The 25,796-nt window shown below is 72.8% G+C and carries 27 protein-coding genes; 25 read left to right on the forward strand and 2 right to left on the reverse strand.

Annotated features, from left to right (window positions below):
• The first annotated feature begins 6 nt into the window (after positions 1 to 6).
• The 15 genes from ftsZ to ACIBQZ_RS18270 all read left to right on the forward strand — a co-directional run bounded on the left by ftsZ (position 7) and on the right by ACIBQZ_RS18270 (position 16,760).
• On the forward strand, positions 7 to 1,140 hold the full coding sequence (gene ftsZ / locus ACIBQZ_RS18200) for a cell division protein FtsZ (RefSeq protein ID WP_396089848.1): 1,134 nt from the start codon (positions 7 to 9) through the stop codon (positions 1,138 to 1,140).
• Between the two features lie 5 nt (positions 1,141 to 1,145).
• Positions 1,146 to 1,865: a YggS family pyridoxal phosphate-dependent enzyme gene (locus ACIBQZ_RS18205; RefSeq protein ID WP_396089850.1), complete on the forward strand. Its 720-nt coding sequence runs from the start codon at positions 1,146 to 1,148 to the stop codon at positions 1,863 to 1,865.
• 220 nt (positions 1,866 to 2,085) lie between these two features.
• Positions 2,086 to 2,787 (forward strand): cell division protein SepF, encoded by a 702-nt coding sequence (locus ACIBQZ_RS18210; protein ID WP_396089851.1) that lies wholly within the window; start codon positions 2,086 to 2,088, stop codon positions 2,785 to 2,787.
• 23 nt (positions 2,788 to 2,810) lie between these two features.
• Positions 2,811 to 3,116: a YggT family protein gene (locus ACIBQZ_RS18215; RefSeq protein WP_396089853.1), complete on the forward strand. Its 306-nt coding sequence runs from the start codon at positions 2,811 to 2,813 to the stop codon at positions 3,114 to 3,116.
• A gap of 57 nt (positions 3,117 to 3,173) precedes the next feature.
• Complete coding sequence (locus ACIBQZ_RS18220) at positions 3,174 to 3,995, forward strand: DivIVA domain-containing protein (RefSeq protein WP_396089854.1); 822 nt, start codon at positions 3,174 to 3,176, stop codon at positions 3,993 to 3,995.
• A 42-nt stretch (positions 3,996 to 4,037) separates the two neighbouring features.
• Positions 4,038 to 4,901: a hypothetical protein gene (locus tag ACIBQZ_RS18225; protein ID WP_396089856.1), complete on the forward strand. Its 864-nt coding sequence runs from the start codon at positions 4,038 to 4,040 to the stop codon at positions 4,899 to 4,901.
• 464 nt (positions 4,902 to 5,365) lie between these two features.
• A complete protein-coding gene (locus tag ACIBQZ_RS18230; protein WP_396089858.1) occupies positions 5,366 to 5,725 on the forward strand; it encodes a DUF167 domain-containing protein in 360 nt (119 codons plus the stop codon).
• Between the two features lie 109 nt (positions 5,726 to 5,834).
• Entirely contained in the window at positions 5,835 to 7,346 is a 1,512-nt protein-coding gene (locus ACIBQZ_RS18235; RefSeq protein WP_396089860.1) for a potassium/proton antiporter, read from the forward strand.
• A 287-nt stretch (positions 7,347 to 7,633) separates the two neighbouring features.
• Entirely contained in the window at positions 7,634 to 8,056 is a 423-nt protein-coding gene (locus tag ACIBQZ_RS18240; protein ID WP_396090088.1) for a TraR/DksA family transcriptional regulator, read from the forward strand.
• A complete protein-coding gene (gene lspA / locus ACIBQZ_RS18245) occupies positions 8,053 to 8,643 on the forward strand; it encodes a signal peptidase II (RefSeq protein WP_396090089.1) in 591 nt (196 codons plus the stop codon). Before ACIBQZ_RS18240 ends, lspA begins: the two co-directional genes overlap by 4 nt.
• Complete coding sequence (locus ACIBQZ_RS18250) at positions 8,640 to 9,566, forward strand: RluA family pseudouridine synthase (RefSeq protein WP_396089862.1); 927 nt, start codon at positions 8,640 to 8,642, stop codon at positions 9,564 to 9,566. Before lspA ends, ACIBQZ_RS18250 begins: the two co-directional genes overlap by 4 nt.
• A 27-nt stretch (positions 9,567 to 9,593) precedes the next feature.
• Positions 9,594 to 10,625 carry a hypothetical protein gene (locus ACIBQZ_RS18255; protein WP_396089864.1) on the forward strand — a complete coding sequence of 344 codons (1,032 nt, stop codon included), beginning with the start codon at positions 9,594 to 9,596 and terminating at the stop codon, positions 10,623 to 10,625.
• A 201-nt stretch (positions 10,626 to 10,826) separates the two neighbouring features.
• A complete protein-coding gene (locus ACIBQZ_RS18260) occupies positions 10,827 to 12,350 on the forward strand; it encodes a MinD/ParA family protein (protein ID WP_396089866.1) in 1,524 nt (507 codons plus the stop codon).
• Between the two features lie 83 nt (positions 12,351 to 12,433).
• Complete coding sequence (gene dnaE / locus ACIBQZ_RS18265) at positions 12,434 to 15,970, forward strand: DNA polymerase III subunit alpha (RefSeq protein ID WP_396089868.1); 3,537 nt, start codon at positions 12,434 to 12,436, stop codon at positions 15,968 to 15,970.
• A gap of 43 nt (positions 15,971 to 16,013) precedes the next feature.
• A complete protein-coding gene (locus ACIBQZ_RS18270; protein ID WP_396089870.1) occupies positions 16,014 to 16,760 on the forward strand; it encodes a DUF2567 domain-containing protein in 747 nt (248 codons plus the stop codon).
• On the opposite strand, the gene ACIBQZ_RS18275 is transcribed toward ACIBQZ_RS18270, so the two are convergent.
• A complete protein-coding gene (locus ACIBQZ_RS18275; RefSeq protein ID WP_396089872.1) occupies positions 16,675 to 17,385 on the reverse strand; it encodes an LON peptidase substrate-binding domain-containing protein in 711 nt (236 codons plus the stop codon). The genes ACIBQZ_RS18270 and ACIBQZ_RS18275 overlap by 86 nt on opposite strands.
• Positions 17,386 to 17,533: 148 nt before the next feature.
• On the opposite strand from ACIBQZ_RS18275, the gene hisD reads away from it, so the two are divergent.
• The 8 genes from hisD to ACIBQZ_RS18315 all read left to right on the forward strand — a co-directional run bounded on the left by hisD (position 17,534) and on the right by ACIBQZ_RS18315 (position 22,967).
• Positions 17,534 to 18,844, forward strand: a complete 1,311-nt coding sequence (gene hisD / locus ACIBQZ_RS18280) for a histidinol dehydrogenase (protein WP_396089874.1) — start codon at positions 17,534 to 17,536, stop codon at positions 18,842 to 18,844.
• Positions 18,845 to 19,018: 174 nt separating this feature from the next.
• Positions 19,019 to 20,083 (forward strand): histidinol-phosphate transaminase, encoded by a 1,065-nt coding sequence (locus tag ACIBQZ_RS18285; RefSeq protein ID WP_396089876.1) that lies wholly within the window; start codon positions 19,019 to 19,021, stop codon positions 20,081 to 20,083.
• Positions 20,080 to 20,691, forward strand: coding sequence for an imidazoleglycerol-phosphate dehydratase HisB (gene hisB, locus ACIBQZ_RS18290; RefSeq protein ID WP_396089877.1), 612 nt, complete (start codon positions 20,080 to 20,082; stop codon positions 20,689 to 20,691). The genes ACIBQZ_RS18285 and hisB overlap by 4 nt, the downstream gene beginning before the upstream one ends.
• Positions 20,688 to 20,858 carry a hypothetical protein gene (locus ACIBQZ_RS18295; protein ID WP_396089879.1) on the forward strand — a complete coding sequence of 57 codons (171 nt, stop codon included), beginning with the start codon at positions 20,688 to 20,690 and terminating at the stop codon, positions 20,856 to 20,858. The genes hisB and ACIBQZ_RS18295 overlap by 4 nt, the downstream gene beginning before the upstream one ends.
• Positions 20,858 to 21,481, forward strand: a complete 624-nt coding sequence (gene hisH, locus ACIBQZ_RS18300; RefSeq protein WP_396089881.1) for an imidazole glycerol phosphate synthase subunit HisH — start codon at positions 20,858 to 20,860, stop codon at positions 21,479 to 21,481. The genes ACIBQZ_RS18295 and hisH overlap by 1 nt, the downstream gene beginning before the upstream one ends.
• Positions 21,478 to 21,798: a hypothetical protein gene (locus ACIBQZ_RS18305; RefSeq protein WP_396089883.1), complete on the forward strand. Its 321-nt coding sequence runs from the start codon at positions 21,478 to 21,480 to the stop codon at positions 21,796 to 21,798. The genes hisH and ACIBQZ_RS18305 overlap by 4 nt, the downstream gene beginning before the upstream one ends.
• Positions 21,799 to 21,828: 30 nt before the next feature.
• A complete protein-coding gene (priA, locus tag ACIBQZ_RS18310; RefSeq protein WP_396089884.1) occupies positions 21,829 to 22,554 on the forward strand; it encodes a bifunctional 1-(5-phosphoribosyl)-5-((5-phosphoribosylamino)methylideneamino)imidazole-4-carboxamide isomerase/phosphoribosylanthranilate isomerase PriA in 726 nt (241 codons plus the stop codon).
• On the forward strand, positions 22,551 to 22,967 hold the full coding sequence (locus ACIBQZ_RS18315; RefSeq protein ID WP_396089885.1) for a Rid family hydrolase: 417 nt from the start codon (positions 22,551 to 22,553) through the stop codon (positions 22,965 to 22,967). The genes priA and ACIBQZ_RS18315 overlap by 4 nt, the downstream gene beginning before the upstream one ends.
• Positions 22,968 to 23,085: 118 nt before the next feature.
• On the opposite strand, the gene ACIBQZ_RS18320 is transcribed toward ACIBQZ_RS18315, so the two are convergent.
• Positions 23,086 to 23,991, reverse strand: a complete 906-nt coding sequence (locus tag ACIBQZ_RS18320) for a LysR substrate-binding domain-containing protein (RefSeq protein WP_396089886.1) — start codon at positions 23,989 to 23,991, stop codon at positions 23,086 to 23,088.
• A gap of 72 nt (positions 23,992 to 24,063) precedes the next feature.
• On the opposite strand from ACIBQZ_RS18320, the gene ACIBQZ_RS18325 reads away from it, so the two are divergent.
• Entirely contained in the window at positions 24,064 to 24,975 is a 912-nt protein-coding gene (locus ACIBQZ_RS18325; protein ID WP_396089887.1) for an EamA family transporter, read from the forward strand.
• The gene (gene hisF / locus ACIBQZ_RS18330; RefSeq protein ID WP_396089888.1) at positions 24,972 to 25,748 is read left to right on the forward strand and encodes an imidazole glycerol phosphate synthase subunit HisF; all 777 of its coding nucleotides are present in this window, start codon (positions 24,972 to 24,974) and stop codon (positions 25,746 to 25,748) included. The genes ACIBQZ_RS18325 and hisF overlap by 4 nt, the downstream gene beginning before the upstream one ends.
• Positions 25,749 to 25,796: the final 48 nt, after the last annotated feature.

Genomic DNA, 25,796 nt, shown 5'->3' on the forward strand with positions numbered 1-25,796 from the left:
AGCCCGATGACACCTCCGCACAACTACCTCGCGGTCATCAAGGTCGTCGGCATCGGCGGCGGCGGCGTCAACGCCGTGAACCGCATGATCGAGGTAGGGCTCAAGGGAGTCGAATTCATCGCGATCAACACCGATGCCCAGGCGCTGCTGATGAGCGACGCCGACGTCAAGCTCGACGTCGGCCGTGAGCTCACCCGGGGCCTCGGCGCCGGCGCGCAGCCGGACGTCGGCAAGAACGCCGCCGAGGACCACCGCGACGAGATCGAGGAAGTCCTCAAGGGCGCCGACATGGTCTTCGTGACCTGTGGCGAGGGCGGCGGCACCGGCACCGGTGGCGCGCCCGTGGTCGCCAACATCGCCCGCAAGCTGGGCGCCCTGACCATCGGCGTGGTCACCCGGCCGTTCTCGTTCGAGGGCAAGCGCCGGCAGGTGCAGGCCGAGGCGGGCATCGACGAGCTGCGCAACCAGTGCGACACGCTCATCGTGATCCCGAACGACCGGCTGCTCGCGCTCGGCGACCGCGGCATCAGCATGATGGACGCGTTCCGCCAGGCCGACCAGGTGCTGCTCTCCGGCGTGCAGGGCATCACCGACCTGATCACCACGCCGGGTCTGATCAACCTGGATTTCGCCGACGTGAAGAGCGTGATGAGCGGCGCGGGCAGCGCGCTCATGGGCATCGGCAGCGCGCGCGGCGACAACCGCGCCGTCGAGGCGGCCGAGAAGGCCATCTCCAGCCCGCTGCTGGAGCAGAGCATGGACGGCGCGCGCGGCGTGCTGCTCTCCATCGCCGGCGGTTCCGACCTGGGCCTGTTCGAGATCAACGACGCGGCCCAGCTGGTCACCGACGCGGCTCACCCGGACGCCAACATCATCTTCGGCGCGGTCATCGACGACGCGCTGGGCGACGAGGTGCGGGTCACGGTCATCGCCGCGGGCTTCGACGGGGGCACGCCCTCGTACAAGCCGGCTGAGCCCGCCCGCAAGGTGGTCCAGCAGGCGACGGCGCCGGCCGCGGTGGCGCCGACCTCGCCCGTGCCGGTGACCCCGGCGGCGACCCCCGCCACGACCACCCCGCCGCCGCGCCGGGTGCTCTTCGACGACGTGGACGTGCCGGACTTCCTGAAGAACGGCTCCTGAGCGAGTTGGAGCCAGAGGCGCGCCGTGACGAGCTGGCGGCCTCGCTGGACGAGGTGCGCCGGCGGATCGCGCGCGCCTGCACGGCGGCCGGCCGCGATCCCGGGTCGGTGACCCTGGTCGCGATCACCAAGACGTACCCGGCGAGCGATGTGGAGCTGCTCGCCGGGCTCGGCGTCACCGACGTCGGGGAGAACAAGGACCAGGAGGCCGCCGCCAAGGCTGCGGCCGTGACCGCTGCGCTGCGCTGGCATTTTGTCGGCCAGCTGCAGCGCAACAAGGCCAAGTCGGTCGTGACGTACGCCGACGTGGTGGAGTCGGTGGACTCGACGCGGCTGGCCGGGGCGCTCTCCTCGGCCGCGACCCGGCTCCGGGACCGCCCGCTCGACGTGCTGGTGCAGGTCAGCATCGACGGTGACCCGGACCGGGGCGGCGCGGTGGCGCACGGCGCCGAGCCCGACCGGGACCTGTGGCGGGTGGCGGCGGCGGTGGAACAGGCCGAGGGCCTGCGGCTGGCCGGGGTGATGGCGGTCGCGCCACTTCAGTGGGAACCGGAGCGGGCGTTCGCGACGCTGGCCGAGCTGGCGGGGCGGCTGCGGGCCGATCATCCGCACGCGACAGTGGTCTCGGCGGGCATGAGCGGCGACCTTGAGCAGGCCGTGGGGCACGGCGCGACACACGTACGAATCGGTACTTCTTTGCTCGGGATGCGCAACACGCTGCGGTAGCCTTGCGGCGGGCAGCAAACTACATACGTGTTGTTTACGCGCGACGTGCCTCGGCCGACGCGCCCGACGACGCAGCGTCGCAGCGGGCCGTGGTCATGTTTCAAGATCGCGGAATCCGTGCAAGGGGGGACGCGGCACGCCGAGGGGGCGCGGGCCGCACACTGGACGGAGGTGGGGGCATGGACGAGCGGTTCGGCGCCGAGCAGGGTCGGGTGGGATCATGAGCGCACTGCGTAAGGCCGGCGTGTGGCTCGGCCTGGTGGAAGAGGACGACCAGTACGACGACCGCTACCGCGACGGTGGTGGGTACCGGGAGCGTGACCGGGACCGCGATCGTGACCGGGACCGCGATTCCGGTTACCGCTATGCCGACGAGTTCGCCGACGAGGAGGACGACGTCGAGGAGGCGCCCGCGCTGCCACGGGCCCGTCAGGAACGCAGCGGCCGCCTGGAGCGCGCCGCCGCCCGCCTCGACCTCGAGCGGGACGACCACGACCGGCCGGAGCGCCAGGAGCGGGCGAGCGTCCGCTCGATCACCCGGCCGCCGGCGCCGGTCGCCGAGTCGTCGGGCTACTCCACCCGCGACAACCTCGCCCTGGCGCCGCAGACGCAGGTGCACCAGCGGGTCGTCGAGGAGGACCAGCGGTACCAGATCACCACCCTGCACCCGACCACCTACCGCGAGGCGCGCACGATCGGTGAGCATTTCCGCGACGGCGTACCGGTCATCATCAATCTCACCGAGATGGATGAGGGGGACGCCCGCCGACTGGTTGACTTCGCCGCCGGACTGGCGTTCGGGCTGCGCGGTACGATCGAGCGCGTGACCAACCGGGTATTCCTGCTCTCACCGGCCAACGTCCAGGTCACGGCAGAGGACAAGGCCAAGATCGCTGAGGGCGGTTTCTTCAACCAGAGTTGACCCTAACGAGGGACCCGCCTGACGTGCTGTCGATCGTGTTTCAGATCATCTATCTGCTGCTCTATGTGTTCTTTCTGACCCTGCTGGCCCGGTTCGTCCTGGGTGCGGTGCTGCAGTACGGGCGTCGGTGGCAGCCTGGCCGAGGGGCGTCCGCGGCATTGGAATCGGTGTGGAGCGTCACTGATCCACCCCTCAAGGCGTTGAGGCGTGTGATCCCACCGCTTCGAATTGGTACCGTGAGTTTGGACCTGGCGTCCCTGGTCCTGCTGGTTATCCTGTTCGTGCTTTTGAACTTCGTGTTAGCGCGTCTGATCATGGCGTCGGCGTGAGAGCGCCCGCCTGATCGATTGCGCCCCACGCGGCCGCAACTGACCCGAGGAGTTTCGATGCCGCTGACCCCGGCGGACGTGCACAACGTCGCCTTCAAGAAACCCCCTATCGGCAAGCGGGGGTATGACGAGGAGGAGGTCGACGCCTTCCTGGACGAGGTCGAGCGCGAACTCGCCCGTCTGATCGAGGAGAACAACGAGCTGCGCGCCCAGGTGGAGCGCGGCGGTCGGGGTGGCGCACCAGCCGGCCCGGGCGCCGACCCGCGGATGGCGGCGGAGCTCAACGACATGAAGGCCCAGCTCGACCGGGTGCAGCGCGACAAGTCTGCCGCTGAGCAGGCTGCCCGGCAGATGCAGGCCGAGCTGGAGCAGGTCCGGGCCCAGGGCCCGGTCGGCGCCGGCGCCGGCGCGCCCACGGGCGCCGACGGCGAGCAGCAGGCCCTGCGCGTGCTGATGATGGCCCAGCGCACCGCCGACGACCACGTGTCGGACGCCCGGCGCGAGGCCGACAAGCTTCTCTCCGACGCCCGGTCCAAGGCGGAGGAGGTCACCCGCGAGGCCCGCGCCAAGGCGGACGCCCTGGAGCGCGACGCGCGTCAGCGGCACCAGGAGGCCATGGGCGGCCTGGACGCCAAGCGGTCCGCGCTGCAGAAGCACATCGAGGAGCTGAAGCAGTTCGAGCGGGAGTACCGCACCCGGCTCAAGGCGTACCTCGAGAGCCAGCTGCGTGACCTCGACGGTCGTGGCCAGGGCCTGGAGGCCGAGATGACCCGCGCCGACGCCAACCGTTCGGTCGGCGGCTCGGGTGGCCTCGCGGCCGCGGGCCTCGCCGGCTCGTACGGCGGCAGCCGCGCCAACTCCATCGAGACCGGCCGCTGAGCCTCGGCTTGCGGCGCGGTCCCACTGCGGCGGGGATGAGCCATGATCGTTTTTAGTCTGCTGCTCATCCTCGTCGCGGTCACGCTGCTCGTGCTCGGCCTCGTGGGCGGGTCGAGCTTCCTGTTGATCAGCTCCATCGTCACCAGCCTGCTGGCCGCGGTGGCCCTGGTCATCGGCGCCCGCCAGGCCTCGGCCGCCCGGCGCGCCGCGACGCTCCCGGGCGCCGCGGACGCGGGCCCCGGCCCGATGCGCCGCCCGGCCAACGCGGACGACTCCTACCCGGAGCGGGAGCCCGCCCTGCGCGACGCCCCCCTGGCCGGCGAGGAGGAGTACGCCGAGCCCGACGGTTACGCCGCGGGCCGCCGGGACACGGAGGAATACCTGACGGGTCCGGACGCGACCCAGCGGGTGCAACCCGACGCTGATCTCTACGACGACGCTGCGGCCGGCCGGACTTCCTCGGGTCAGGCGGCCGGCCCAGCCAGCCCGGAATCAGCGGCGGAGGCCGACTACGACCAGGCGGCGACGGTGATCGGCGAGGCCCGTGCGGACGACCAGTCCTGGCGCCGCGAGCCGGTCCCCGCCGAGTCCGCGCCGGTCACCGGCCCGGCCGACGCTGCCGCGGCCGGCGCCGGCGAGGAGTTCGACGAGCCGGACCCGGACGACCCCGACGACGAGCCGCTCCCACAGTCGGTCCGCCCGGCGGACGCGGTCCGGGTGGCCCGCCTCGACGCGGAGGTCCTGGTCGTGGACGGCCGGCCCCGCTACCACCTGGCCGACTGCTCGCACCTGATGGGACGCGTGACCGAGGGACTGCCGGTGGCGGAGGCGGTCGAGCTGGGCTTCAGCCCGTGCGGCCTGTGCCGCCCGGTGGACCGGCTGGTCGCCGCCGCCGCCCGGCACTGACCGACGGCAAAACCCGCGCCGACCTGGGTTGGCCCTGCGCCGACCCGGGGTCGCCTGCGCCGACCCGGGGTCGCCCCGCGCTGACCGTTCTTGGCCCCGCGCTGACCCGCTTTGGCCCCGCGCCGATCCGGTTGCGGGCCGCGTTTACCGCTTCGCCCGGCGCGGCCCGGGGCGCGCGCGGCCGGCTGTCCTCCTCCTCATGGTCCGGTGTGTTGATGCTGGATTGTCCGCGGTGGCGGCGTTCGGCGGTGATAGTCGCTTTGCCTCATCTGGGTATCGGGGATGACCATCCGGCGCCGCTGACGCGGTGTTGCGGCCGGGAGCGCCGGCCGGCGGCCGTCCTGGGCGATGATCGGGGTTCTGAGCTGCGACGACGGCTCGTGACCGGGCGGATCCTCCGATCACTCAGCGTCATTGACAGAACACCCGATTCGATGGCCCGTTGATGATCGGCACAATGAGGCATGGCCAAGCGGCGTGTCCCCTCTCCCGATCCGGCCACCCGACCCGGCGGTTCCGCCGCGCCGGCCGGCGCCGATGACACGGCGCGGTCCGTGGCGGTGCGGGTCCGGCCGGGGGCCGGGCGCACCCGGGTGGGCGGCTGCTACGAGGGGCCGCACGGGCCCGCGCTGATCGTCGCCGTCGGTGCGCCCGCGGTCGACGGCAAGGCCACCGAGGCGGTCCGGCAGGCGCTCGCCGCCGCGCTCGGGGTCAAGGCTCGCGAGGTGGTGCTCAAGGTCGGCGCCACCAGCCGCGACAAGGTCTTCACCGTGCCCGGTGACGTCGAGGAGCGGCTCGCCGCCCTGCGTGACGGCAGGCCATGACCGAGAGCACCGGACCACGCCCGCCGGGCGATGCCGGCGGCCGCGCCGGCAACCCCCACAAGGGCGGGGCGCCGATGGCCGCCGATGGCCGCGAGAGGGTGGCGGGGTCGTGACCGGGGGGCTTGATCTCGGGCTGCTCATCGGCGCCGCCGTGCTGCTGGTCGCCGTGGGTGCGGTTCGGCTCTCCACCAGGCTCGGGCTGCCCAGCCTGCTCGTCTACCTGCTCATCGGCGTGATCATCGGCGAGGGCGGGTTCGGCATCCGCTTCGATGACGCCGAGCTCACCCGTACCCTCGGGTTCTGCGCCCTGATCATGATCATCGCCGAGGGTGGGCTGACCGCCCGCTGGAGCACGTTGCGGCCGGTGCTGGGGTTGTCCGCCACCCTGGCCACCCTCGGGGTGGCGGTGAGCATCGCGGTGGTCGGGGTGGTCGTGCACTACGTGCTCAACGTCGAATGGCGGCTGGCCCTGCTCTACGGCGCGGTGCTCTCCTCCACCGACGCCGCCGCCGTCTTCGCCACCCTGCGGGTGCTGCGGCTGCCACCCCGGCTGGTCGCCACGCTCGAGGCCGAGTCCGGCATGAACGACGCCCCGGTGGTGCTGCTGGTCGTGCTGCTCTCGGCCGCGGGCGGGATGATCCACCCCTGGTGGTACGAGCTGCTGATGGTCGGCTACGAGCTGGCCGCGGGCGCCGCCATCGGGTACGCCGTCGGGGCGATCGGGCGCTGGCTGCTGCGCAACGCCGCGCTGCCGTCGGCCGGTCTGTACCCGATCGCGGCCGTCGGGCTGACCTTCCTGGCGTACGCGGCCGGCGCGGTCACCCACGCGTCCGGCTTCCTCGCGGTCTACGTCGCCGGTGTGGTGATCGGCAACGCCCGGCTGCCGCACCGCCAGGCGATCCTCGGGTTTGCCGACGCGCTCGCCTGGGTCGCGCAGATCGGGCTGTTCGTGCTGCTCGGGCTGCTGGCGTCGCCGGGGCGGCTGGGCGACGCGCTGGTGCCGGCGCTGGTCGTCGGGTTCGCGCTGGTGCTGCTGGCCCGGCCGCTGTCGGTCTGGTTCTCCGCGCTGGCCAGCCGCAGCGCCCGCGAGCTGGGCTGGCCCGGCCGGGCGTTCCTGTCCTGGGCGGGGCTGCGCGGGGCCGTGCCGATCGTGCTGGCCACCATCCCGCTGTCGGCCGGCACGCCCGGCGCCGAGCGGCTCTTCGACGCGGTCTTCGTGCTGGTGATCATCTTCACCCTGGTGCAGGCCGGCACGCTCGCGCCGGTCGCCCGGCTGCTGCGGATCACCGCGCCGGCCGAGGCGGTGGAGATCCACGTGGAGACCGCGCCGCTCGAGCAGATGCACGCCGACCTGCTGCAGCTGGACGTTGCGCCGGGGTCGCGGCTGGCCGGGGTACACATCGACGAGTTGCGGCTGCCGGTCGGCGCGGTGGTCACGCTGGTGGTGCGGGACGGCGCGGGGTTCGTGCCGGGGCCGGACACCCGGCTGCGTACCGGGGACGGGTTGTTGATCGTGACCACCGCGTCCGCCCGGGACGAGGCCGAGCGCCGGCTGCGCGCGGTCAGCCGGCGGGGCCGGCTGGCCCGCTGGTTCGGCGAGGACGGCCGCGACCGGCGCTGAGCCGTCGGAGGTCGGGAATCCGACCGTACGTTCGGGTGGTTCGTCCCGGTTGTGGAGTGACCGGGCCGGTGCGCCGTGTTGTCGCCGCCGTTCACGTTCCGTATCCTTGCCAACCTCCGGAGTGCGCGGCGATCCATGGCCGCGCCGTTTGTGCACGTGGGGGACGGTGCACGAGTCGCGTGGGGGCGCGGCCGGAAGTGCCGACACCGGACGGGTGGCCGACCTTGTTCCGGATGACCGCAGAGACCGCCGATTCGCCGCGTGCAGCGCGGCTCAGGGGAGCGACGATGGCCAAGGCAACCGAGACCAGGTCCACGTCGACCGCGAAGGCCGCGCCCGCCAAGGCGCGCAGCGCGGCGGAGACCGAGAAGATCCGCGTCGCGCTGGTCGAGCGCCGCGACGAACTGCAGGCCGAGTACGACCGGACCCTCAGCGAGATCACCGAGCTGCAGCGGGACCGGCTCACCGACTCCGCCGGCGACGACGAGGGTGACCGCGGCACCAAGACCGGCGAGCGTGAGCAGGAGATCACTCTGGCGAACAATCTGCTCGACCGGATCACACAGGTGGAACGCGCCATCGACCGGCTCGGGACGGGCAACTACGGTTGGTGCGAGCGATGCGGCAACGCCATCCCCGTCGAGCGGCTGGCGGCGTTCCCCGTCGCGACTCTCTGTGTGTCCTGTAAGCAGTTGGAGGAACGACGCTGAACGCCGACGAGGCTCCGGGCGGCAGCACGGCGACAACCGCGTCCGGCCCGGGGCTGTCCCCTGGGTTCGCGCGTCGTGCCGTGGCGGTGCTCGCCGGCACCGCCCTGCTCGCCGTCGTGCTCGACCAGGTCGTCAAGGAGCTCAGCACGAAGGGCCTGACCGAGGGCGAGCCGGTCCGCATCCTGGGCGGCCTGATCTATTTGTCGCTGATGCGCAACAGCGGGGCGGCGTTCAGCCTGGGCAGCGGCTACACCTGGGTCTTCCCGCTGGTCACCCTCGTGGTGATCTGCTGGATCGGGTACCTGGCCCGCAAGCTGCGCTCGGTGCCGTGGGCGATCGCCCTCGGGCTGGTGCTCGGCGGCGCGCTCGGCAACCTGGGTGACCGGTTGTTCCGGGCGCCCGGGCCGCTGCAGGGTCATGTCGTCGACATGATCAGTCTGTTCGGGCCGTACGCCGAGTACTTCGCGGTCTTCAACATCGCCGACAGCTGCCTGTCCGTCGGCGTGGTCCTGGCCGTGCTGCTGGAGCTCACCGGGCGCCAGCGGGACGGCAGCCGGGCCTCGAGGAAAGCTGAGAAGACCGCATGACGACCCGCTCCCTGCCCGTACCGGACGGTCTGGACGGCATGCGTCTGGACCAGGCCGTGTCGCGCATCTTCGGCCTGTCCCGCACCGCGGCCGCGACCCTGGTCGAGTCCGGCGACGCGCTGGTCGACGGCATCCCGCGGCCCAAGTCCGACAAGGTGACCGCCGGCTCCTGGCTGGAGGTCACGCTGCCGCCGCCGGTGTCCGTGCCGACGCTGGAGGCGACCCCGGTGCACGGCATGAAGATCGTCTACAGCGACGACGACATCGTGGTGGTGGACAAGCCGGTCGGGGTGGCCGCCCACCCGAGCCCGGGCTGGACCGGCCCGACGGTGATCGGCGGCCTGGCCGCGATGGGCCAGAACGTGGCGACCAGCGGCGCCGCCGAGCGCCAGGGCGTCGTGCACCGCCTGGACGTGGGCACCACCGGGCTGATGGTGGTGGCCAAGAGCGAGGCGGCCTACAGCGCGCTGAAGCGGGCGTTCAAGGAGCGCGAGGTCGACAAGCGCTACCACGCGGTCGTGCAGGGCCACCTGGACCCGCTGCGCGGCACCATCGACGCGCCGATCGACCGGCACCCGACCGCCGACTACCGGTATGCGGTGATGAACGGCGGCAAGCCGAGTGTCACCCACTACGACACGCTCGAGGCGTTCCGCTCGGCCAGCCTGGTCGACGTGAAGCTGGAGACCGGCCGCACCCACCAGATCCGGGTGCACTTCTCGGCGATGCGGCACCCGTGCGTCGGCGACGTCACCTACGGCGCCGACCCGACCCTGTCCGCCCGGCTCAAGCTGGGCCGGCAGTGGCTGCATGCCCGGGAACTCGGCTTCATCCACCCCCGTACGCAGGACGAGGTCCGGTTCGTCAGCGACTACCCTGACGATCTGGGGCACGCGCTGGACGTGCTCCGCGACGCGAGCTGATGACCGCCGTCTGAGGGGGCGACCTCGATGAGGCCCGGGGACCGGATGATGCCGCCGCTGACCCATGGCGTGTCGCGCATCGGCACGGCCCCGTCCCGTCTGAAGATCATGAGCGGGCTGGTCCTGGCGGCGGCCACCGCGCTGCTGGTCACCGTCGTCTGGTCGGCCGATCACGGCCCCGAGGCGGTGCACCCGGCCGGCGACCTGGTCCGGGTCGGCGTGGTCGAGGGCCAGTCCGTCTCCGGCTACCTGCGGTCCAGCCGCGGCGAGCTCGCCGCGCTGCTGCCCGCCACCGGCTCGCCGACGGCGGGGGAGACCTGGGCGCTGGTCAGCCTCGCCGCCTATCTCGCGCCGGACAGACTCCAGGCCGCGCTCGACGGCGTCGCGGTGGCCGAGGTCTACGCCCGGGCCCCGCTGCCGGGGGTACGCACCCAGGTGGTCAAGTTCCCGATCTACCGGATGCCGCAGGACGTGGTCGCCGGGATGCTCAACGCCGCGCTGGCCCGTGACCAGGAGCAGGCCGACTATCGCAAGCTCGGTAACGAGCTGCGGGGTGACGGCGTCAACGAGATCAGGCTGCGCCGGGCGTACGACAGCGCCGCGCAGATCGCCGCCCAGGAGGCCGCCGCCTACCGGGCGCACTGCGCCTGCGTCTTCGGTGCCGTGGTGCGGGCCGCGCCGGCCGTGCTGGACCAGCTGGCCGACCGGGCCGAGGTCCGGGTGGTCGACCCCGCGCCCGAGGTCCGCAGCCTGGAGCGCACGGAGTTCCGGCCGGTGCTGCCCGAGCAGATCACCACGGTCCCCGAGGACCAGGAGCGCGATGTGCCCGCTGTGCCTTCGCAGTCGCGCAGTGTTGCCCCGGCACGGCTCGCGCCACTACCCTCATCGACCGGGGCGGCTGTGACTTCTGCCTCACCCGACGGTCCCGCAGGGGGACCCGGTCCTTCTGCGCCGGCAGTCCAGGAGAGCGCTGCCGTACCCAGTACCGCACCCGGAAGCCCGGGCTCCGACCTGCCGTCGGCGGCTCCGGGAGCATCTCGCGACGCTCCCGGGCGTTGACTTCACCGGTGGCCGGAATCGGGCATGCGTACGGGTAGGTGCACGTGCACGAGGTTTGTGCCGATGAGTGATCAAGACCGCCGGGCATTTGCGGGCTCCGGGTGTGGCCTGAATAGGGTTGGCGTCCGTAGCCTGTCCAGGACGACGAGGCCCGTGGGGCCCCGGGTCCGGCACATCGAGTAGTCGCTGGGAGGACGAGCCGTGGATGGGACCGAGACCGGCTGGGGCCGGCCTGCGGAACCAGCCCCGCGTTGGCGGGCGCTGCTCGACCGTGCCCGGCACGGCACCCGGGCGGCCGACGAGTCCGCCGACAGCGAGCGCGAGGATCCGGAGGTCGAGGCCCGCCGCACGGCGGGCGGCCCACCGCTGCCCGCCCGTCCCGGCCGGCCGTTCAACCCGCTCGACCCCCGGCAGAGCGACCCCGCCCGGGGCTACGACCGGCCGCCGGAGCGCCGACCGGCCGCCCCGCCGCTGAACCCGCTCGACCGGCGCCCCGGCCGGGCCAGCCTGGGCGAGCGGCTGGGCCAGTCCGAGCCGGCGCCGCCGGAGCCGCGCCCGGCGGACCCGCGGCAGGAGCAGCGCCTGCACGAGCCGCGCCCGCTCGACCCGCGTCCGGTCAACCCGCTCGCCGAGGCCCGCCGGCAGTCCCGGATCGGCGAGGGCTTCCAGGCCCGGCCCGCCGTCGAGGAGCCGCACAGCTTCTTCAACCCGGCCACCCGTTCCGTGCCGTCGTCGATCGGCCGGGTCCCGTCCGACCTGGCGCCGCCGCAGAACCGGGGCGCCGCGTCGGTCGGCTCGGCGTCGGTGCTGCCGCCGCCGGTGGCCCCCGCGCCGCCACCCACCCGGCCCGCGACCAGCGCGCCCGCGCCGACCTCGCCGGCCGCGGCCCGGATCGAATGGCGCCAGGCCCGGCCCGAGCAGGAGGACCGCGCGGTCTCGGTGCTGCGCCGCAAGCTCGGCAAGCCGCGGGTGCTGGCGTTCGCCAACCCCAAGGGCGGCGTGCACAAGACCACCGCGACCGTGCTGGCCGCGGCCACCATCGGCAGCGTGCGCGGCCGGGGCGTGCTGGCCTGGGACGACAACGAGCTGCGCGGCACGCTGGGCCTGCGGGCCGGCAGCGCGCGGCACGCCCGGACGATCCGGCACCTGGTCAGCGAGCTGCTCGAGATCGAGAACATGCACGGCGAGCAGATGCTGTCGCACCTGGACGACTTCCTGCGGCACGCCTCCGACGGCTCGTACGACGTGCTGGCCGGCGAGGAGAACCCGCGCTTCGCCCAGCGGCTCGACCAGGGCACCGTGCGCCGGGTGATGGACCTGCTGCGCCGCACCCACGACGTGATCTGCGTGGACACCGGCAACAACGTCGAGAGCGTCAACTGGCAGACCGTGATGCGCAGCGCCGACCAGCTGGTGATCACCACGGTGCCGCGCGAGGACGCCGCCTTCACCGCGGACTGGATGCTGGACGTGCTCAACGAGACCGGCATGGAGGATCTGGTCGCCAACGCGGTCACGCTGATCTCCTGCCCGTCGCCCGGCAAGCTGCCGTTGCTCGACGACCTCGCCAAGCATTTCGCCACCCGCACCCGGGCCGTCGCGGTGGTGCCGTACGACCCGGCGCTCGAGGTCGGGTCATCGATCGAGTACAGCGTGTTGCAGCCGGAGACGCGGCAGGCGTGGCTGCGCGCCGCGGCTGTGATGATCGAGCCATTCGCCGAATAGGACGGGTGTCAGCGGTGCCGCCGGAGGCCCCTCCGGACTAGGCTCGGCGAGTCCGTAATCGCCGCGGCAAAAGGGGGCCCTGGGTGTCTGACTCGTTCGTGCACCTCCACGTGCACACCGAGTATTCGATGCTCGACGGCGCCGCCCGGGTCAAGGATCTGCTGGCCGAGGCCAACCGGCTCGGCATGCCGGCCGCGGCGATCACCGACCACGGCAACATGCACGGGGCGTACGACTTCTACAAGCAGGCCACGGCCGCCGGCGTCACCCCGGTGATCGGCGTCGAGGCGTACGTGGCACCCGAGTCGCGGCTGACCAAGACCCGGATCAAGTGGGGCCGCCCGGAGCAGAAGAGCGACGACATCGCCGGCAACGGCTCGTACACCCACATGACCCTGTGGGCGGCCAACGCCGTCGGGCTGAAGAACCTCTTCCGGCTCAACTCGCGGGCCTCCATCGAGGGCCAGATGGGCAAGTACCCGCGGATGGACTTCGACATCATCGCGGAGCACGCCGAGGGCATCATGGGCACCACCGGCTGCCCGTCCGGCGCCGTGCAGACCCGGCTGCGGCTGGGCCAGTTCGACGAGGCGCTGAAGTCCGCGGCGGCATACCAGGAGGCGCTCGGCCGGGAGAACTACTTCCTCGAGATCATGGACCACGGCCTGTCGATCGAGAAGCGGGTCCGCGACGGCCTGCTCGAGATCGGCCGCAAGCTCAACATCCCGCCGCTGGTCACCAACGACTCGCACTACACCCACGAGTCGCAGGCCGAGGCGCACGACGTGCTGCTGTGCGTGCAGACCGGCAGCAACGTCGCCGACCCCAACCGGTTCCGCTTCGACGGCGCCGGCTACTTCGTCAAGTCCGCCGACCAGATGCGCGCCGTGGACTCCTCCGAGGCCTGGCTGGAGGGCTGCCGCAACACCCTGCTGGTGGCCGAGCGGGTGGACACCGACGGCATGTTCACCTTCAAGAACCTGATGCCCCGCTTCCCGGTGCCGGACGGGCACACCGAGGAGTCCTGGTTCCGGCACGAGGCGTTCGAGGGCCTGCACGCGCGCTTCCCGGACGGCATCCCGGAGACGCACCTCAAGCAGGCGGAATACGAGCTCGGCATCATCATCCAGATGGGCTTCCCGTCCTACTTCCTGGTGGTCGCCGACTTCATCCAGTGGTCCAAGCGCAACGGCATCGCGGTCGGTCCGGGCCGCGGCTCGGCGGCCGGCTCGCTGATCGCGTACGCGATGGGCATCACCGACCTGGATCCGCTGCCGCACGGGCTGATCTTCGAGCGGTTCCTCAACCCCGAGCGCGTCTCCATGCCCGACGTCGACATCGACTTCGACGAGCGCCGGCGCGGCGAGGTCATCCGCTACGTGACCGACCGCTGGGGCGAGGACAAGGTCGCCCAGATCGCGACCTTCGGCACGATCAAGGCCAAGGCCGCGATCAAGGACTCGGCCCGGGTGCTCGGATATCCGTACGCGGTGGGCGACCGGATCACCAAGGCCATGCCGCCGGCCGTGATGGGCAAGGACATCCCGCTCTCCGGCATCTTCGACAAGGACCACAAGCGGTACGGCGAGGCCGGCGAGATGCGCACGCTGTACGACACCGACCCGGACGTCAAGAAGGTCATCGACACCGCCCGGGGCATCGAGGGCCTGATCCGCCAGACCGGCGTGCACGCGGCCGGCGTGATCATGAGCGCCGAGCCGATCATCGACCACATCCCGCTGATGCGCCGCCCCGCCGACGGCGCGATCATCACGCAGTTCGACTACCCGACCTGCGAGACGCTCGGCCTGCTCAAGATGGACTTCCTGGGCCTGCGCAACCTGACGATCATCGACGACGCGGTCAAGAACATCGAGCTCAACCACGGCAAGAAGATCGACCTGCTGGCGCTGCCGCTGGACGACAAGCCGACCTACGATCTGCTGGCCCGCGGCGACACGCTGGGCGTGTTCCAGCTCGACGGCGGGCCGATGCGCTCGCTGCTGCGGCTGATGAAGCCGGACAACTTCGAGGACATCTCCGCCGTGCTGGCGCTCTACCGGCCCGGCCCGATGGGCGCCGACTCGCACACCAACTACGCGCTGCGCAAGAACAAGCTCCAGGAGATCACCCCGATCCACCCCGAGCTGGAGGAGCCGCTCGAGGAGATCCTCGGCCCGACGTACGGGCTGATCGTCTACCAGGAGCAGGTGCAGCGCGCCGCGCAGAAGCTGGCCGGCTACTCGCTGGGCCAGGCCGACCTGCTGCGCCGGGCCATGGGCAAGAAGAAGAAAGAGGTCCTCGACAAGGAGTACGTGCCGTTCCGCGACGGCATGAAGGAGCGCAACTACTCCGACGCCGCGATCAAGGCCCTCTGGGACGTGCTGGTCCCGTTCGCCGACTACGCCTTCAACAAGGCGCACACCGCCGGCTACGGCCTGGTCTCCTACTGGACCGGCTACCTCAAGGCGAACTACCCGGCCGAGTACATGGCCGGGCTGCTCACCAGCGTCGGCGACGACAAGGACAAGATGGCGATGTACCTGGCGGACTGCCGGCGCATGGGCATCCAGGTGCTGCCGCCGGACGTCAACCAGTCCGCCGGCCCGTTCACCCCGGTCGGCAAGAACATCCGGTTCGGCCTGGCGGCGGTCCGCAACGTCGGCACCAACGTCGTCGAGGCCATCGTGCGCTGCCGCAAGGACAAGGGCGACTACGGCGACTTCTACGAGTTCCTGTCCAAGGTGGACGCGGTCGCCTGCAACAAGAAGACGGTGGAATCGCTGATCAAGGCCGGCGCCTTCGACTCGATGGGGCACACCCGCAAGGGCCTGCTGGCCGTGCACGCCGAGGCGATCGACGCGTACGCGGACGTCAAGAAGAACGAGGCGGCCGGGCAGTTCGACCTGTTCGCGTCGTTCGGCGAGGACTCCGGCGCGGGCAGCGCGGCCACCGTGGCGATGCCCACGATCGGCGACAGCGAGTGGGACAAGCGCGACAAGCTGGCCTTCGAGCGCGAGATGCTCGGCCTCTACGTCTCCGACCACCCGCTGGCCGGCCTGGAGCAGCTGCTGCACAACTCGGCCGACACCACCATCGCCGCGCTCAACGAGGAGGGCTCGGTGCCGGACGGTCAGGTCGTCACGCTGGCCGGCATCCTCACCGGGGTGCAGCGGCGGATCACCAAGCAGGGCCGGGCCTGGGCCTCGGCCACCCTGGAGGACCTGGCCGGCGGGGTCGAGGCGCTGTTCTTCCCGAACACCTACGAGGTGATCGGCCAGTACATCGCCGAGGACGCCATCGTCATCGTCAAGGGCCGGGTGGACCGCCGCGACGACACCCCGCGGATCATGGCGATGGACATGTCGATGCCGGACGTGACCCACAACCCGGACAGCAAACCGATCACCCTGACCATGCCGATCACCCGGTGCACCCCGCCGCTGGTCGACGAGCTCAAGGAGATCCTGGTCAGCCACCCGGGCGACGCCGAGGTGCACGTCCACCTGCAGAACGGCAGCCGCACCACGATCTTCCGGCTGGGCGCGGTGCGGGTCGCGCCGACGCCCGCGCTGCGCGCCGACCTGAAGATGATCCTCGGTCCGTCGGCGGTGCTCTGATGCTCGGCGCCGGGCGCACAGCCGCACCTGGCAGGATCGGGGAGTGAACCCCAGCCAGGAGCCGGGCCCGCCGCAGGCCCCGCTGTACGAGCCGCCGCCGGCCTACCCGTACGGCGAGCCTGCCGAGGTCGTGGACTGGTCGCCGCGGCGCCCGCTGCGCCGGCCGTTGCGCCGCACCGCTCTCGTCACCGCGTTGATCACGGCCGCGCTGGCCGCCGCCGGCGCCCCGCTCGGCCTGCTCTGGACCTGGCTCGCGCCCACGGTCCCGGTGATCAACGCCGGGCAGAACGGCATCGTGGTCAACGACCCGTCGCCGGAGGAGTACATCGCGGCGGACGGCTGGTTCACGCTGATCGGCTTCGTCTTCGGGCTGCTCGCCGCCGTGCTGATCTGGCTGGTGCTGCGCCGCGACCGCGGCCCCGGCCTGCTGCTGGGCGTGGCCCTCGGCGGGCTCGCCTGCGCGGCGGTGATGTGGGAGGTGGGCCGGCTGGTCGGGCTCAGCTCCTGGAACGACTGGCAGGACAGCTCAACCGCGGGGCAGACCTACGACCGGCCGCCGGACCTGCACGCCCACGGCGCGCTGCTGGTGATCGCCTTCGCCGCGGTGATCGTCACCACGCTGCTGGCCGGCTGGTCCAACGACCCCGACCTGGACCTGCCCGGCGCGAAGCCCGGCTACGGCCACGACCTGGACGGCGCCGGCTTCAGTTCGGGCTCACCGGCCGGGCCAGATCCGACAGCGGCACCGGTACCGCCCGCACCTTGGCCAGCAGACCCGCCTCGCGGTTGAGCAGCCGCAGCTCGGTGCGCAGCCGGCTGGCCGTGTCGGGCGACGCCAGCAGCTCCTGCCGTTCCTCGGTGGTGAGCTGCGCGGTCGCCGCCACCAGGTGGGACAGCACGGTCGGGTCGTCGGGCACCTGGTCGAGCACCTCGGAGTCGGGCCGCAGCAGATCCAGGTAGGTGCGGAAGGCGGCCAGCACCCGCGGGGCCAGCAGCGCCGGCACCGGGTCGCCGGCCTCCTCGTCGGGCAGCCACTCCACCTCGGCCGTCACGTACGGCTGGGTGTCGGCCGCGATCGCCAGCACCCGGAAGCGGCGCCGGCCGACCGTGACGATGTCGAAGCGCCCGTCCGGCAGCTCGGTGACCTGCCGCAGCTCGGCGGTGCAGCCGACGCCGTAGAGCTGTTCGACGGTGATCGGCTCCTCGTCGGCGGGGCGTTCGGCGTCGCCGTCCGGGGCAGCCACCTCCCAGCCGTACCGCAGAGTCACCACACCGAACTCGTGCGGCTCGTCGGTCGTCGTGGCGACCAGGTCGCGCACGAGCGTGCGGTAGCGCTCCTCGAAGATGTGCAGGGGCAGGACCAGGCCGGGGAAGAGCACCGTGCCCAGCGGGAAGACCGGGATAATCGCGCCCACGGTGCGAGCGTATCGGCCCGGTCGCTGTCCGCGCGCGCCCCGTCCCGGTGATCTTCATTTACTCGTGGCGTAAAAGCGGCAAAGGCCACCTTCTCAGTGCCTGGAATGGCGGCGGAAGGCTGTCGGGGGCGCCGCCTAGACTTGACCCGTGCTGAACCGGATCGACCTGCGCGGCTCCCGTCGGGACCCCCGCGGTCTGCTGCCCCGTGCCCAGCTCGACGTCTCCGCGGCCGTCGAGAAGATTCGTCCCGTCGTGGCGGCGGTCCGCGAGCATGGTTTCTCCGCGATCAAGGAGGCGACCGAGCGGTTCGACGGCGTGGTGCTCGAGCGCCTGCGGGTGCCCGCGGCGGCGATCACCGCCGCGGCCGAGCAGCTCGACCCGGACGTGCGGGCGGCGCTGCTGGTGGCCATCGAGCGGGCCCGCAAGGTGCACGGCGACCAGCGGCGCACCGACATCACCACCCAGGTGGTGCCCGGCGGCAGCGTCACCGAGCGGCACGTCCCGGTCGAGCGGGTCGGCCTCTACGTCCCCGGCGGCCTGGCGGTCTACCCGTCCACCGTGGTGATGAACGTGGTGCCCGCCCAGGTGGCGGGCGTCGACTCGCTGGTGGTGGCCAGCCCGCCGCAGGCGGAGAACGACGGCCTGCCCGACGCCCGGGTGCTCGCCGCATGCGCGCTGCTCGGCGTGACGGAGGTCTACGGGGTCGGCGGCGCCCAGGCGGTCGCGATGCTGGGCTACGGCAGCGACGGCGTGGAGCCCGGCGACCGGTGCGAGCCGGTCGACGTGATCACCGGCCCGGGCAACATCTGGGTCACCGCCGCCAAGCGCCTGCTGCAGGGCACCGTCGGCATCGACGCCGAGGCCGGCCCCACCGAGATCGCCATCCTGGCCGACGACACCGCGTCGCCCGCGCACGTGGCGGCCGACCTGATCAGCCAGGCCGAGCACGACCCGGTCGCCGCGAGCGTGCTGGTCACCGACTCGCCGGCGCTGGCCGATGCGGTCGAGGCGCAGCTCGCCGTGCAGGTGCCCGCCACCAAGCACGAGGCCCGGGTGCGCGAGGCGCTGGGCGGCCGGCAGTCCGGCATCGTGCTGGTCGACGACCTCGAGCAGGGCCTGCGGGTGGTGGACGCGTACGCGGCCGAGCACCTGGAGATCCAGACCCGGGACGCGCGCGGGTGGGCCATGCGGGTGCGCAACGCGGGCGCGATCTTCGTCGGGCCGTACTCGCCGGTCTCGCTCGGCGACTATGCCGCCGGCTCCAACCACGTGCTGCCGACCGCCGGCTGCGCCCGGCACTCCTCGGGGCTGTCCGTGCAGTCGTTCCTGCGCGGCATCCACGTGGTCGAATACGACGAGGCGGCGCTGCGCGACGTGGCGCCGCACGTGGTGGCGCTGGCCAACGCCGAGGACCTGCCGGCGCACGGTCAGGCCGTGACGGCGAGGTTCACCGCATGACCGCCTGCACCGAAGCTCGCTCGCCGGCGGCCGGAAACGGCCGTGCCGCTGAGGGCCAGAAGGGCATGCGAAAGGTGGGCACCGCATGACCGCCTGCACCGAAGCTCGCTCGCCGGCGGCCGGAAACGGCCGCGCCGCTGAGGGCCAGCAGGGCATGCGAAAGGTGGGCACTACGTGACCACGCTCGACGACCTGCCGATCCGCGACGATCTGCGGGGCAGGACGCCCTATGGCGCGCCGCAGCTGGATGTCGCGGTGCGGTTGAACACCAACGAGAATTCGTACCCCGTGCCCGAGGTCGTGGTCGAGGCGATCGGCAAGGCCGTGCAGGCCGAGCTGCGCGACCTCAACCGCTACCCGGACCGGGACGCGGTCGCGCTGCGCACCGACCTGGCCGGTTATCTCGGCCACGGGCTGCGCATGCCGAACGTGTGGGCGGCCAACGGCTCCAACGAGGTTCAGCAGCAGCTGCTCCAGGCGTTCGCCGGCCCGGGCCGGACGGCGCTGGGCTTCGGGCCGTCGTATTCGATGCACCCGCTGCTCGCGGCCGGCACCGGCACCCGCTGGATCGGCGCGCTGCGCGACCCCGACTTCGGTCTCAGCCCGGAGTCGGCGGTGGCGCAGATCGCCCAGCACGCGCCCGACCTGGTCTTCCTGTGCTCACCCAACAACCCGACCGGCACCGCCCTCGACCCGTCGGTGGTGGCGGCGGTGCTGGCGGCGGCGCCGGGCATGGTCGTCGTCGACGAGGCGTACGCGGAATTCGCCCGCCCGGGCACGCCCAGCGCGCTCGCCTCGCTGCCGCAGCACCCGCGGCTCGTCGTCACCCGCACGATGAGCAAGGCGTTCGGCTTCGCCGGGGGGCGGCTCGGTTACCTCGCCGCCGACCCGGCCGTGGTCGACGCCGTCCAGCTGGTCCGGCTGCCGTACCACCTGTCGGCGCTGACCCAGGCGGCCGCGCGCGCCGCCCTGGCGCACCGCGCGGCGCTGCTCGTCACCGTCGACGCGATCAAGGAGCAGCGCGACCGCATCGTCGGCACGCTGCGCGCCCGGGGCGTCCGGGTCGCCGACAGCGACGCCAACTTCGTGCTGTTCGAGGTCGGCGGCGACCAGCACGCGGCCTGGCAGCGCCTGCTCGACCGCGGTGTGCTCGTGCGCGACGTCGGCCTGGCCGGCTGGCTGCGCGTGACCGCGGGCACGGAATCCGAAACCGACGCTTTCCTGGGAGCACTGTCGTGACTCGCACCGCGCGCATCGAGCGCGTCACCAACGAGACCAAGGTGCTCGTCGAGATCGATCTCGACGGCACCGGCAAGGGCGACCTGGCGACCGGCGTGGGGTTCTACGACCACATGCTCAACCAGCTCGCCAAGCACGGCGGCTTCGACCTGACCGTGCGCACCGAGGGCGACCTCGAGATCGACGCGCACCACACCATGGAGGACACGGCGATCGCGTTGGGCGAGGCGTTCGCGCGGGCGCTCGGCGACAAGGCCGGCATCCGGCGGTACGGCGCCGCGACGATCCCGATGGACGAGGTGCTGGTCCGGGCGGCCGTGGACCTCTCCGGGCGGCCCTATGTCGTGCACGAGGAGCCGGAGCTGGCGCCGTACATCGGGCCGGTCTACCCGACCAGCATGACCCGGCACATCTTCGAGTCGTTCGGTCACGCCGCGAAGGTCACGCTGCACGTCAGCGTGCTGCGCGCGGCCCGCGACGGCGGCAAGGCGGACGCCCACCACGTGGTGGAGACGCAGTTCAAGGCCTTCTCCCGGGCGCTGCGCGAGGCCGTGGAGATCGACCCGCGCAACGCCGGCGCGCTGCCGTCGACCAAGGGCGTGCTGTGAGCAGCGTCGTCCCGATCCTGCTGCTCGGGCTCGGCGGCATGCTGGTCGGCGGGGTGATCTCGCTGTCCCGGCAGGGCGCCACCAGGTTCAGCATCGGGCTGGTCGCCGTGCTGGCCCTGCTCTCGCTGGCCGGCGGCGTGCTCTGGCTGATCCCGGGGGAGAGCTGATGAGCAGCGTGGTGATCCTGGACTACGGCTCCGGCAACCTGCGGTCCGCCGAGCGGGCGGTCGCGCGCACCGGTGCCGACGTGACGGTGACCGACGACCTGGCCGCCGCGGCCGCCGCGGACGGCCTGGTCGTCCCCGGGGTCGGCGCCTACGCGGCGTGCATGGCCGGCATCGAGAAGCTCGGCGCCGGCCCGGTCATCGCGGCCCGGGTCGCGGCCGGCAAGCCGGTGCTGGGCATCTGCGTCGGCATGCAGATCCTCTTCGAATCCGGCGTCGAGCACGGCGTGGAGACCCGCGGCATCGGGCTGCTGCCGGGCGCGGTGACCCGGCTGGCCGCGCGGCGCATCCCGCACATGGGCTGGAACACAGTGTCCGTGCCGGCCGGGTCGGTGCTGCTCGCCGGGCTGGCGCCGGAGACACGGTTCTACTTCGTCCACTCGTACGCGGCGTCCGACCTGGGCGCGCTCGAGGCCGTCGGCGCCCGGGTCACGACCGCCGCGCACGACCAGCCGTTCGCCGCGGTGGTGGAGCACGGCGCGCTCTCGGCCGCCCAGTTCCACCCGGAGAAGTCGTCCGACGCCGGTTTCGCCCTGCTGAGCAACTGGGTGTCGGGTCTGCGGTGAGCAAGGAACGCGCCCAGCGGCGGGCCGAGCGGCTCGCCGTGCTGGAGAAGGAGAAGGCCGCCCGGGCCCGCAGGTCCGCCCGGCGGCAGCGGCGCCGCGCCGTGGTCAACTCGTTGAAACCCAAGCGGCGCCCGAGTTCCGGGGTGTTGTACAAACGCAGCCGCACCCAGCGCACCGGCATCGCGGTCATCCCGCTGATCGTGGCGCTGCTGGTGTGGTTCCTGGTGCCGGACCTCGCCCTGCGCCTGGTGCTGATCGCCATGATCGTCCTGGTGCTGCCGGCCCTCGTGGTCGTTGTGCTCGGCCGCCGTTCCTGACCCGTCCCGCTGTTCCGATCGGAGTACCTCGTGACCCTCACCCTGCTGCCCGCCGTTGACGTCGCCGACGGCCAGGCGGTCCGCCTCGTCCAGGGCGCCGCGGGCTCGGAGACGAGCTACGGCGACCCGCTGGAGGCGGCGCTCGCGTGGCAGAACGACGGCGCGGAGTGGGTCCACCTGGTCGACCTCGACGCCGCGTTCGGCCGGGGCTCGAACGCGCCGCTGCTCGCCGAGGTGGTCAGCCGGCTCGACGTGAAGGTGGAGCTCTCCGGCGGCATCCGCGACGACGCGTCGCTGCGGGCCGCCCTGGCGACCGGCGCGGCCCGGGTCAACATCGGCACGGCGGCGCTGGAGGACCCGGAGTGGTGCGACCGGATCTGCGGCGAGTACGGCGACCGGGTGGCGATCGGGCTCGACGTGCGCGGCCGCACCCTCGCGGCCCGCGGCTGGACCCGGGACGGCGGCGACCTCTTCGAGATCCTGGAGCGCCTCGACAAGGCCGGCGCGGCCCGGTACGTGGTCACCGACATCACCAAGGACGGCACCATGCGCGGGCCGAACCTGGACCTGTTGCGGGAGGTCTGCGCGCGCACCGACAAGCCGGTGATCGCCAGCGGCGGCGTGTCCCAGCTGGACGACCTGCGCGCGCTGGCGGCGCTGGAGCCGATCGGGGTGGAGGGCGTGATCGCCGGCAAGGCGCTCTACGCGGGCGCGTTCACGGTGGCCGAGGCACTCGCGGCGCTGGCCGAGGCATGACCACCCCGGCGGTGCGGCGGTACGGCTCCGGCGGCCCCTGGGAGGCGAAGTACGGCTACTCCCGCGTGGTCCGCGCCGGCGACCTGCTGCTCACCGCCGGCTGCACGGCCACGGTGGACGGCGCGGTGACGGGCATCGGCGATCCCCGGGCGCAGGCGCTGACGGCGTTCGGGATCGCGCTGGACGCGCTCGCGGGGGCGGGCGCGGCGCTCGAGGACGTGATCCGCACCCGGATGTACGTGACGGACGCGGCGTACTCGGACGCGGTGGCGGGGGCGCACGGCACGCTGTTCGCCGCGGTGCGACCGGTGGCGACGCTGGTGGTGGTGGCCGGGCTGCTGGATCCGTTGCACCTGGTGGAGGTCGAGGTCGAGGCTTACCTGGGCGGCCGGCCCCGGATCGTCGAGGTCTGAGGCCCAGCGGTCCGGTCGGTCCGCGACCGGCCCGCGCGAGGTCGCGCCGTGTGCCGCCCGCGCCGGGTCCGGCCGTGTGCCGCCCGCGTCCGGTCGGCCGTGAGCCGGCCGCCCCCGGTCAGCCGGCCGGTGCCACCTCCTGGCGCCGCCACGCCTCGCGCAGCGCCCCGACGGCCGCCGTCACCGCCGGCCGCGCCGCCGACGCCTCCCGCCAGGCCAGCACCACCCGCCGGGTCGGCACCGGCCGCACCGGCACCACGCACACCCCCGCCGGCAGCGGCGGTCGCGCCAGCCGCGGGATGATCGCAATCCCCAGCCCGGCCGCGATCAACGTCAGCTGCGTCTCGAACTCGCCCACGTGGAAGTCCGGCCGGACCCCCGGCAGCACCCGCAGCAGCCACTGGTGGCAGATGTCCCCGGATTTCGCCGAGATCCACCGCTCGTCGCCGGCCTGCGCCAGCCGCACCTCGCGGCCCGTCGCGAAGCGGTGGCCGGTCGGCACGATGAGGTCGGCCACGTCGCGGCCGATCTCCACGTGCGTGATGCCCGGCGGGTAGCGCAGCGCCACCTCCGGCCAGTCGTCCAGCACCGCGAGATCCACATGGCCGCGCCGGAGCACCTCCAGGCCCTCGTGCGGGTTGACCTCCACCAGGCCCGTCGCCAGCTGCGGGTGGTCGGTGGCCAGCCGGTGCAACGCGTACGGCAGCAGCGCCCGGCACGCCGTCGCGAACGCCGCCACGGTCAGCCGGCCGATGACCGTGTCGCGGTGCGCCGCCAGGGCCGCCTCCGCCTCGTCGACCGTCGACAGCACCCGTTCGGCGTGGCCGGCGAGCACCCGGCCCGCCTCGGTCAGCCGCAGCCGGCGGCCGTCCTTCTCGATCAGGGTGGCGCCGGTCTCGCGTTCCAGCTTGGCGAGCTGCTGGGACACCGCGGACGGGGTGCAGTGCAGCGCCTCGCCGGCTGCCAGCACCGTTCCGTAGCTGGCCACGGCGTGCAGGGCGCGGAGCCGGCCCAGATCAATCATGTAGTCACGCTACATCCTCGGTGTAGCACTATTCGCTGGTGCTTCACCGTTGGTGGCGGCGAGGCTGACCGGATGAAACCGCGTGACATCGCGCTCGCCGTGGCCGTGGCCGCCGTGTGGGGCGTCAACTTCGTCGTGATCGACATCGGGCTGGACCACTTCCCGCCGCTGCTCTTCTCGGCGCTGCGGTTCCTGCTGGCGGCGTTCCCCGCGGTGCTGTTCGTGGGTCGGCCGCCGGCCCGGTGGCGGTGGGTGATCGCGGTGGCGCTCGCCCTCGGCGTGACGAAGTTCTCGCTGCTCTTCGCCGGCATGGCCGCCGGGATGCCGGCCGGGCTCAGTTCGCTGGTGCTGCAGAGCCAGGCGGTGTTCACCATGGTCTTCGCGGTGCTGCTGCTGCGCGAACGGCCCGGTCGTCGCCAGCTGGCCGGGCTGGCGGTGGCGGCGCTCGGCATCGGCGTGGTCGCGGTGCGGCTCGGCGGGGGCGGGCTGCCGGCCGGGGCGTTCGGGCTGGTCCTGGGCGCGGCGGTGGCCTGGGGGCTGTCCAATGTGGCTACCCGGCGGGCGGCGCCGACGGACATGCTGCGGTTCATGGTCTGGGTGAGTGCGGTGGCGGCGGCGCCGCTGGCCGTACTCTCGCTGCTTGTCGAGGGACCGGCCGCGGACCTGGCCGCGCTCCGCGCGATCGACCCGGCCGCGGCCGGCGTGCTGATTTTCGTCGCGCTGGTCGCGACGCTGGCCGGCTTCGGCGCGTGGGGCGCGCTGATCCGACGGTACGGCGCCACAACGGTCGCCCCGTTCTCGATGCTGGTGCCGGTCTTCGGCATCGCGTCGGCGGCCCTGGTGCTGGGCGAGCCGGTGCACCTGACGGACGTGGCCGGCGGCGTGCTCGTGGTCGGTGGTGTGCTGCTCGGGGCGCTGCGACCCGGCCGCCCTGTGGATACTCGCGCACCGGCCGCCGGCCCGCTCGATAGGGTTGCGGCATGACGGTGGCGGTGCGGGTGATTCCCTGTCTCGACGTGGACGCGGGGCGGGTGGTCAAGGGAGTCAACTTCGTCGACCTGCGCGACGCGGGCGACCCGGTCGAGCTGGCCGCGGCCTACGACGCCGCCGGGGCCGACGAGCTGACCTTCCTCGACGTCACCGCCTCGTCCGACGACCGCGGCACCATGCTCGACGTGGTCCGGCGCACCGCCGAGTCGGTTTTCATCCCGCTGACCGTGGGCGGCGGAGTCCGCTCGGTCGACAACGTCGACACCCTGCTGCGGGCCGGCGCGGACAAGGTCGGCGTCAACACCGCGGCGATCACCCGCCCGGAGCTGATCGCCGAGATCGCCGACCGCTTCGGCAACCAGGTGCTGGTGCTCTCGCTCGACGTGCGGCGGCTGCCGTCGGGCCCGACGCCGGAGCACCCGAGCGGCTGGGAGGTCACCACCCACGGCGGCCGCAAGAGCGCCGGCCTGGACGCGGTCGAGTGGGCCCGCCGGGTGGCCGAGCTGGGCGCCGGCGAGATCCTGCTCAACTCGATGGACGCGGACGGCACCAAGGCCGGCTTCGACCTGGGCCTGATCGCGGCGGTGCGCGCGGTGGTCACGATCCCGGTGATCGCCAGCGGCGGCGCCGGCGCGGTGGCCCACTTCCCGCCGGCGGTGGCGGCGGGCGCCGACGCGGTGCTGGCGGCGAGCGTGTTCCACTTCGGAGAGCTGACGATCGGCGAGGTCAAGGAAAGCCTGCGAGCGGCGGGCAACCCGGTCCGCTGACCCGATCTTGTCAACCGGCAGCCGGCGGCCGTTGTCCGCGGCGGCCGT

This window comes from Actinoplanes sp. NPDC049599, from assembly GCF_044465625.1.
GTDB lineage: Bacteria > Actinomycetota > Actinomycetes > Mycobacteriales > Micromonosporaceae > Actinoplanes.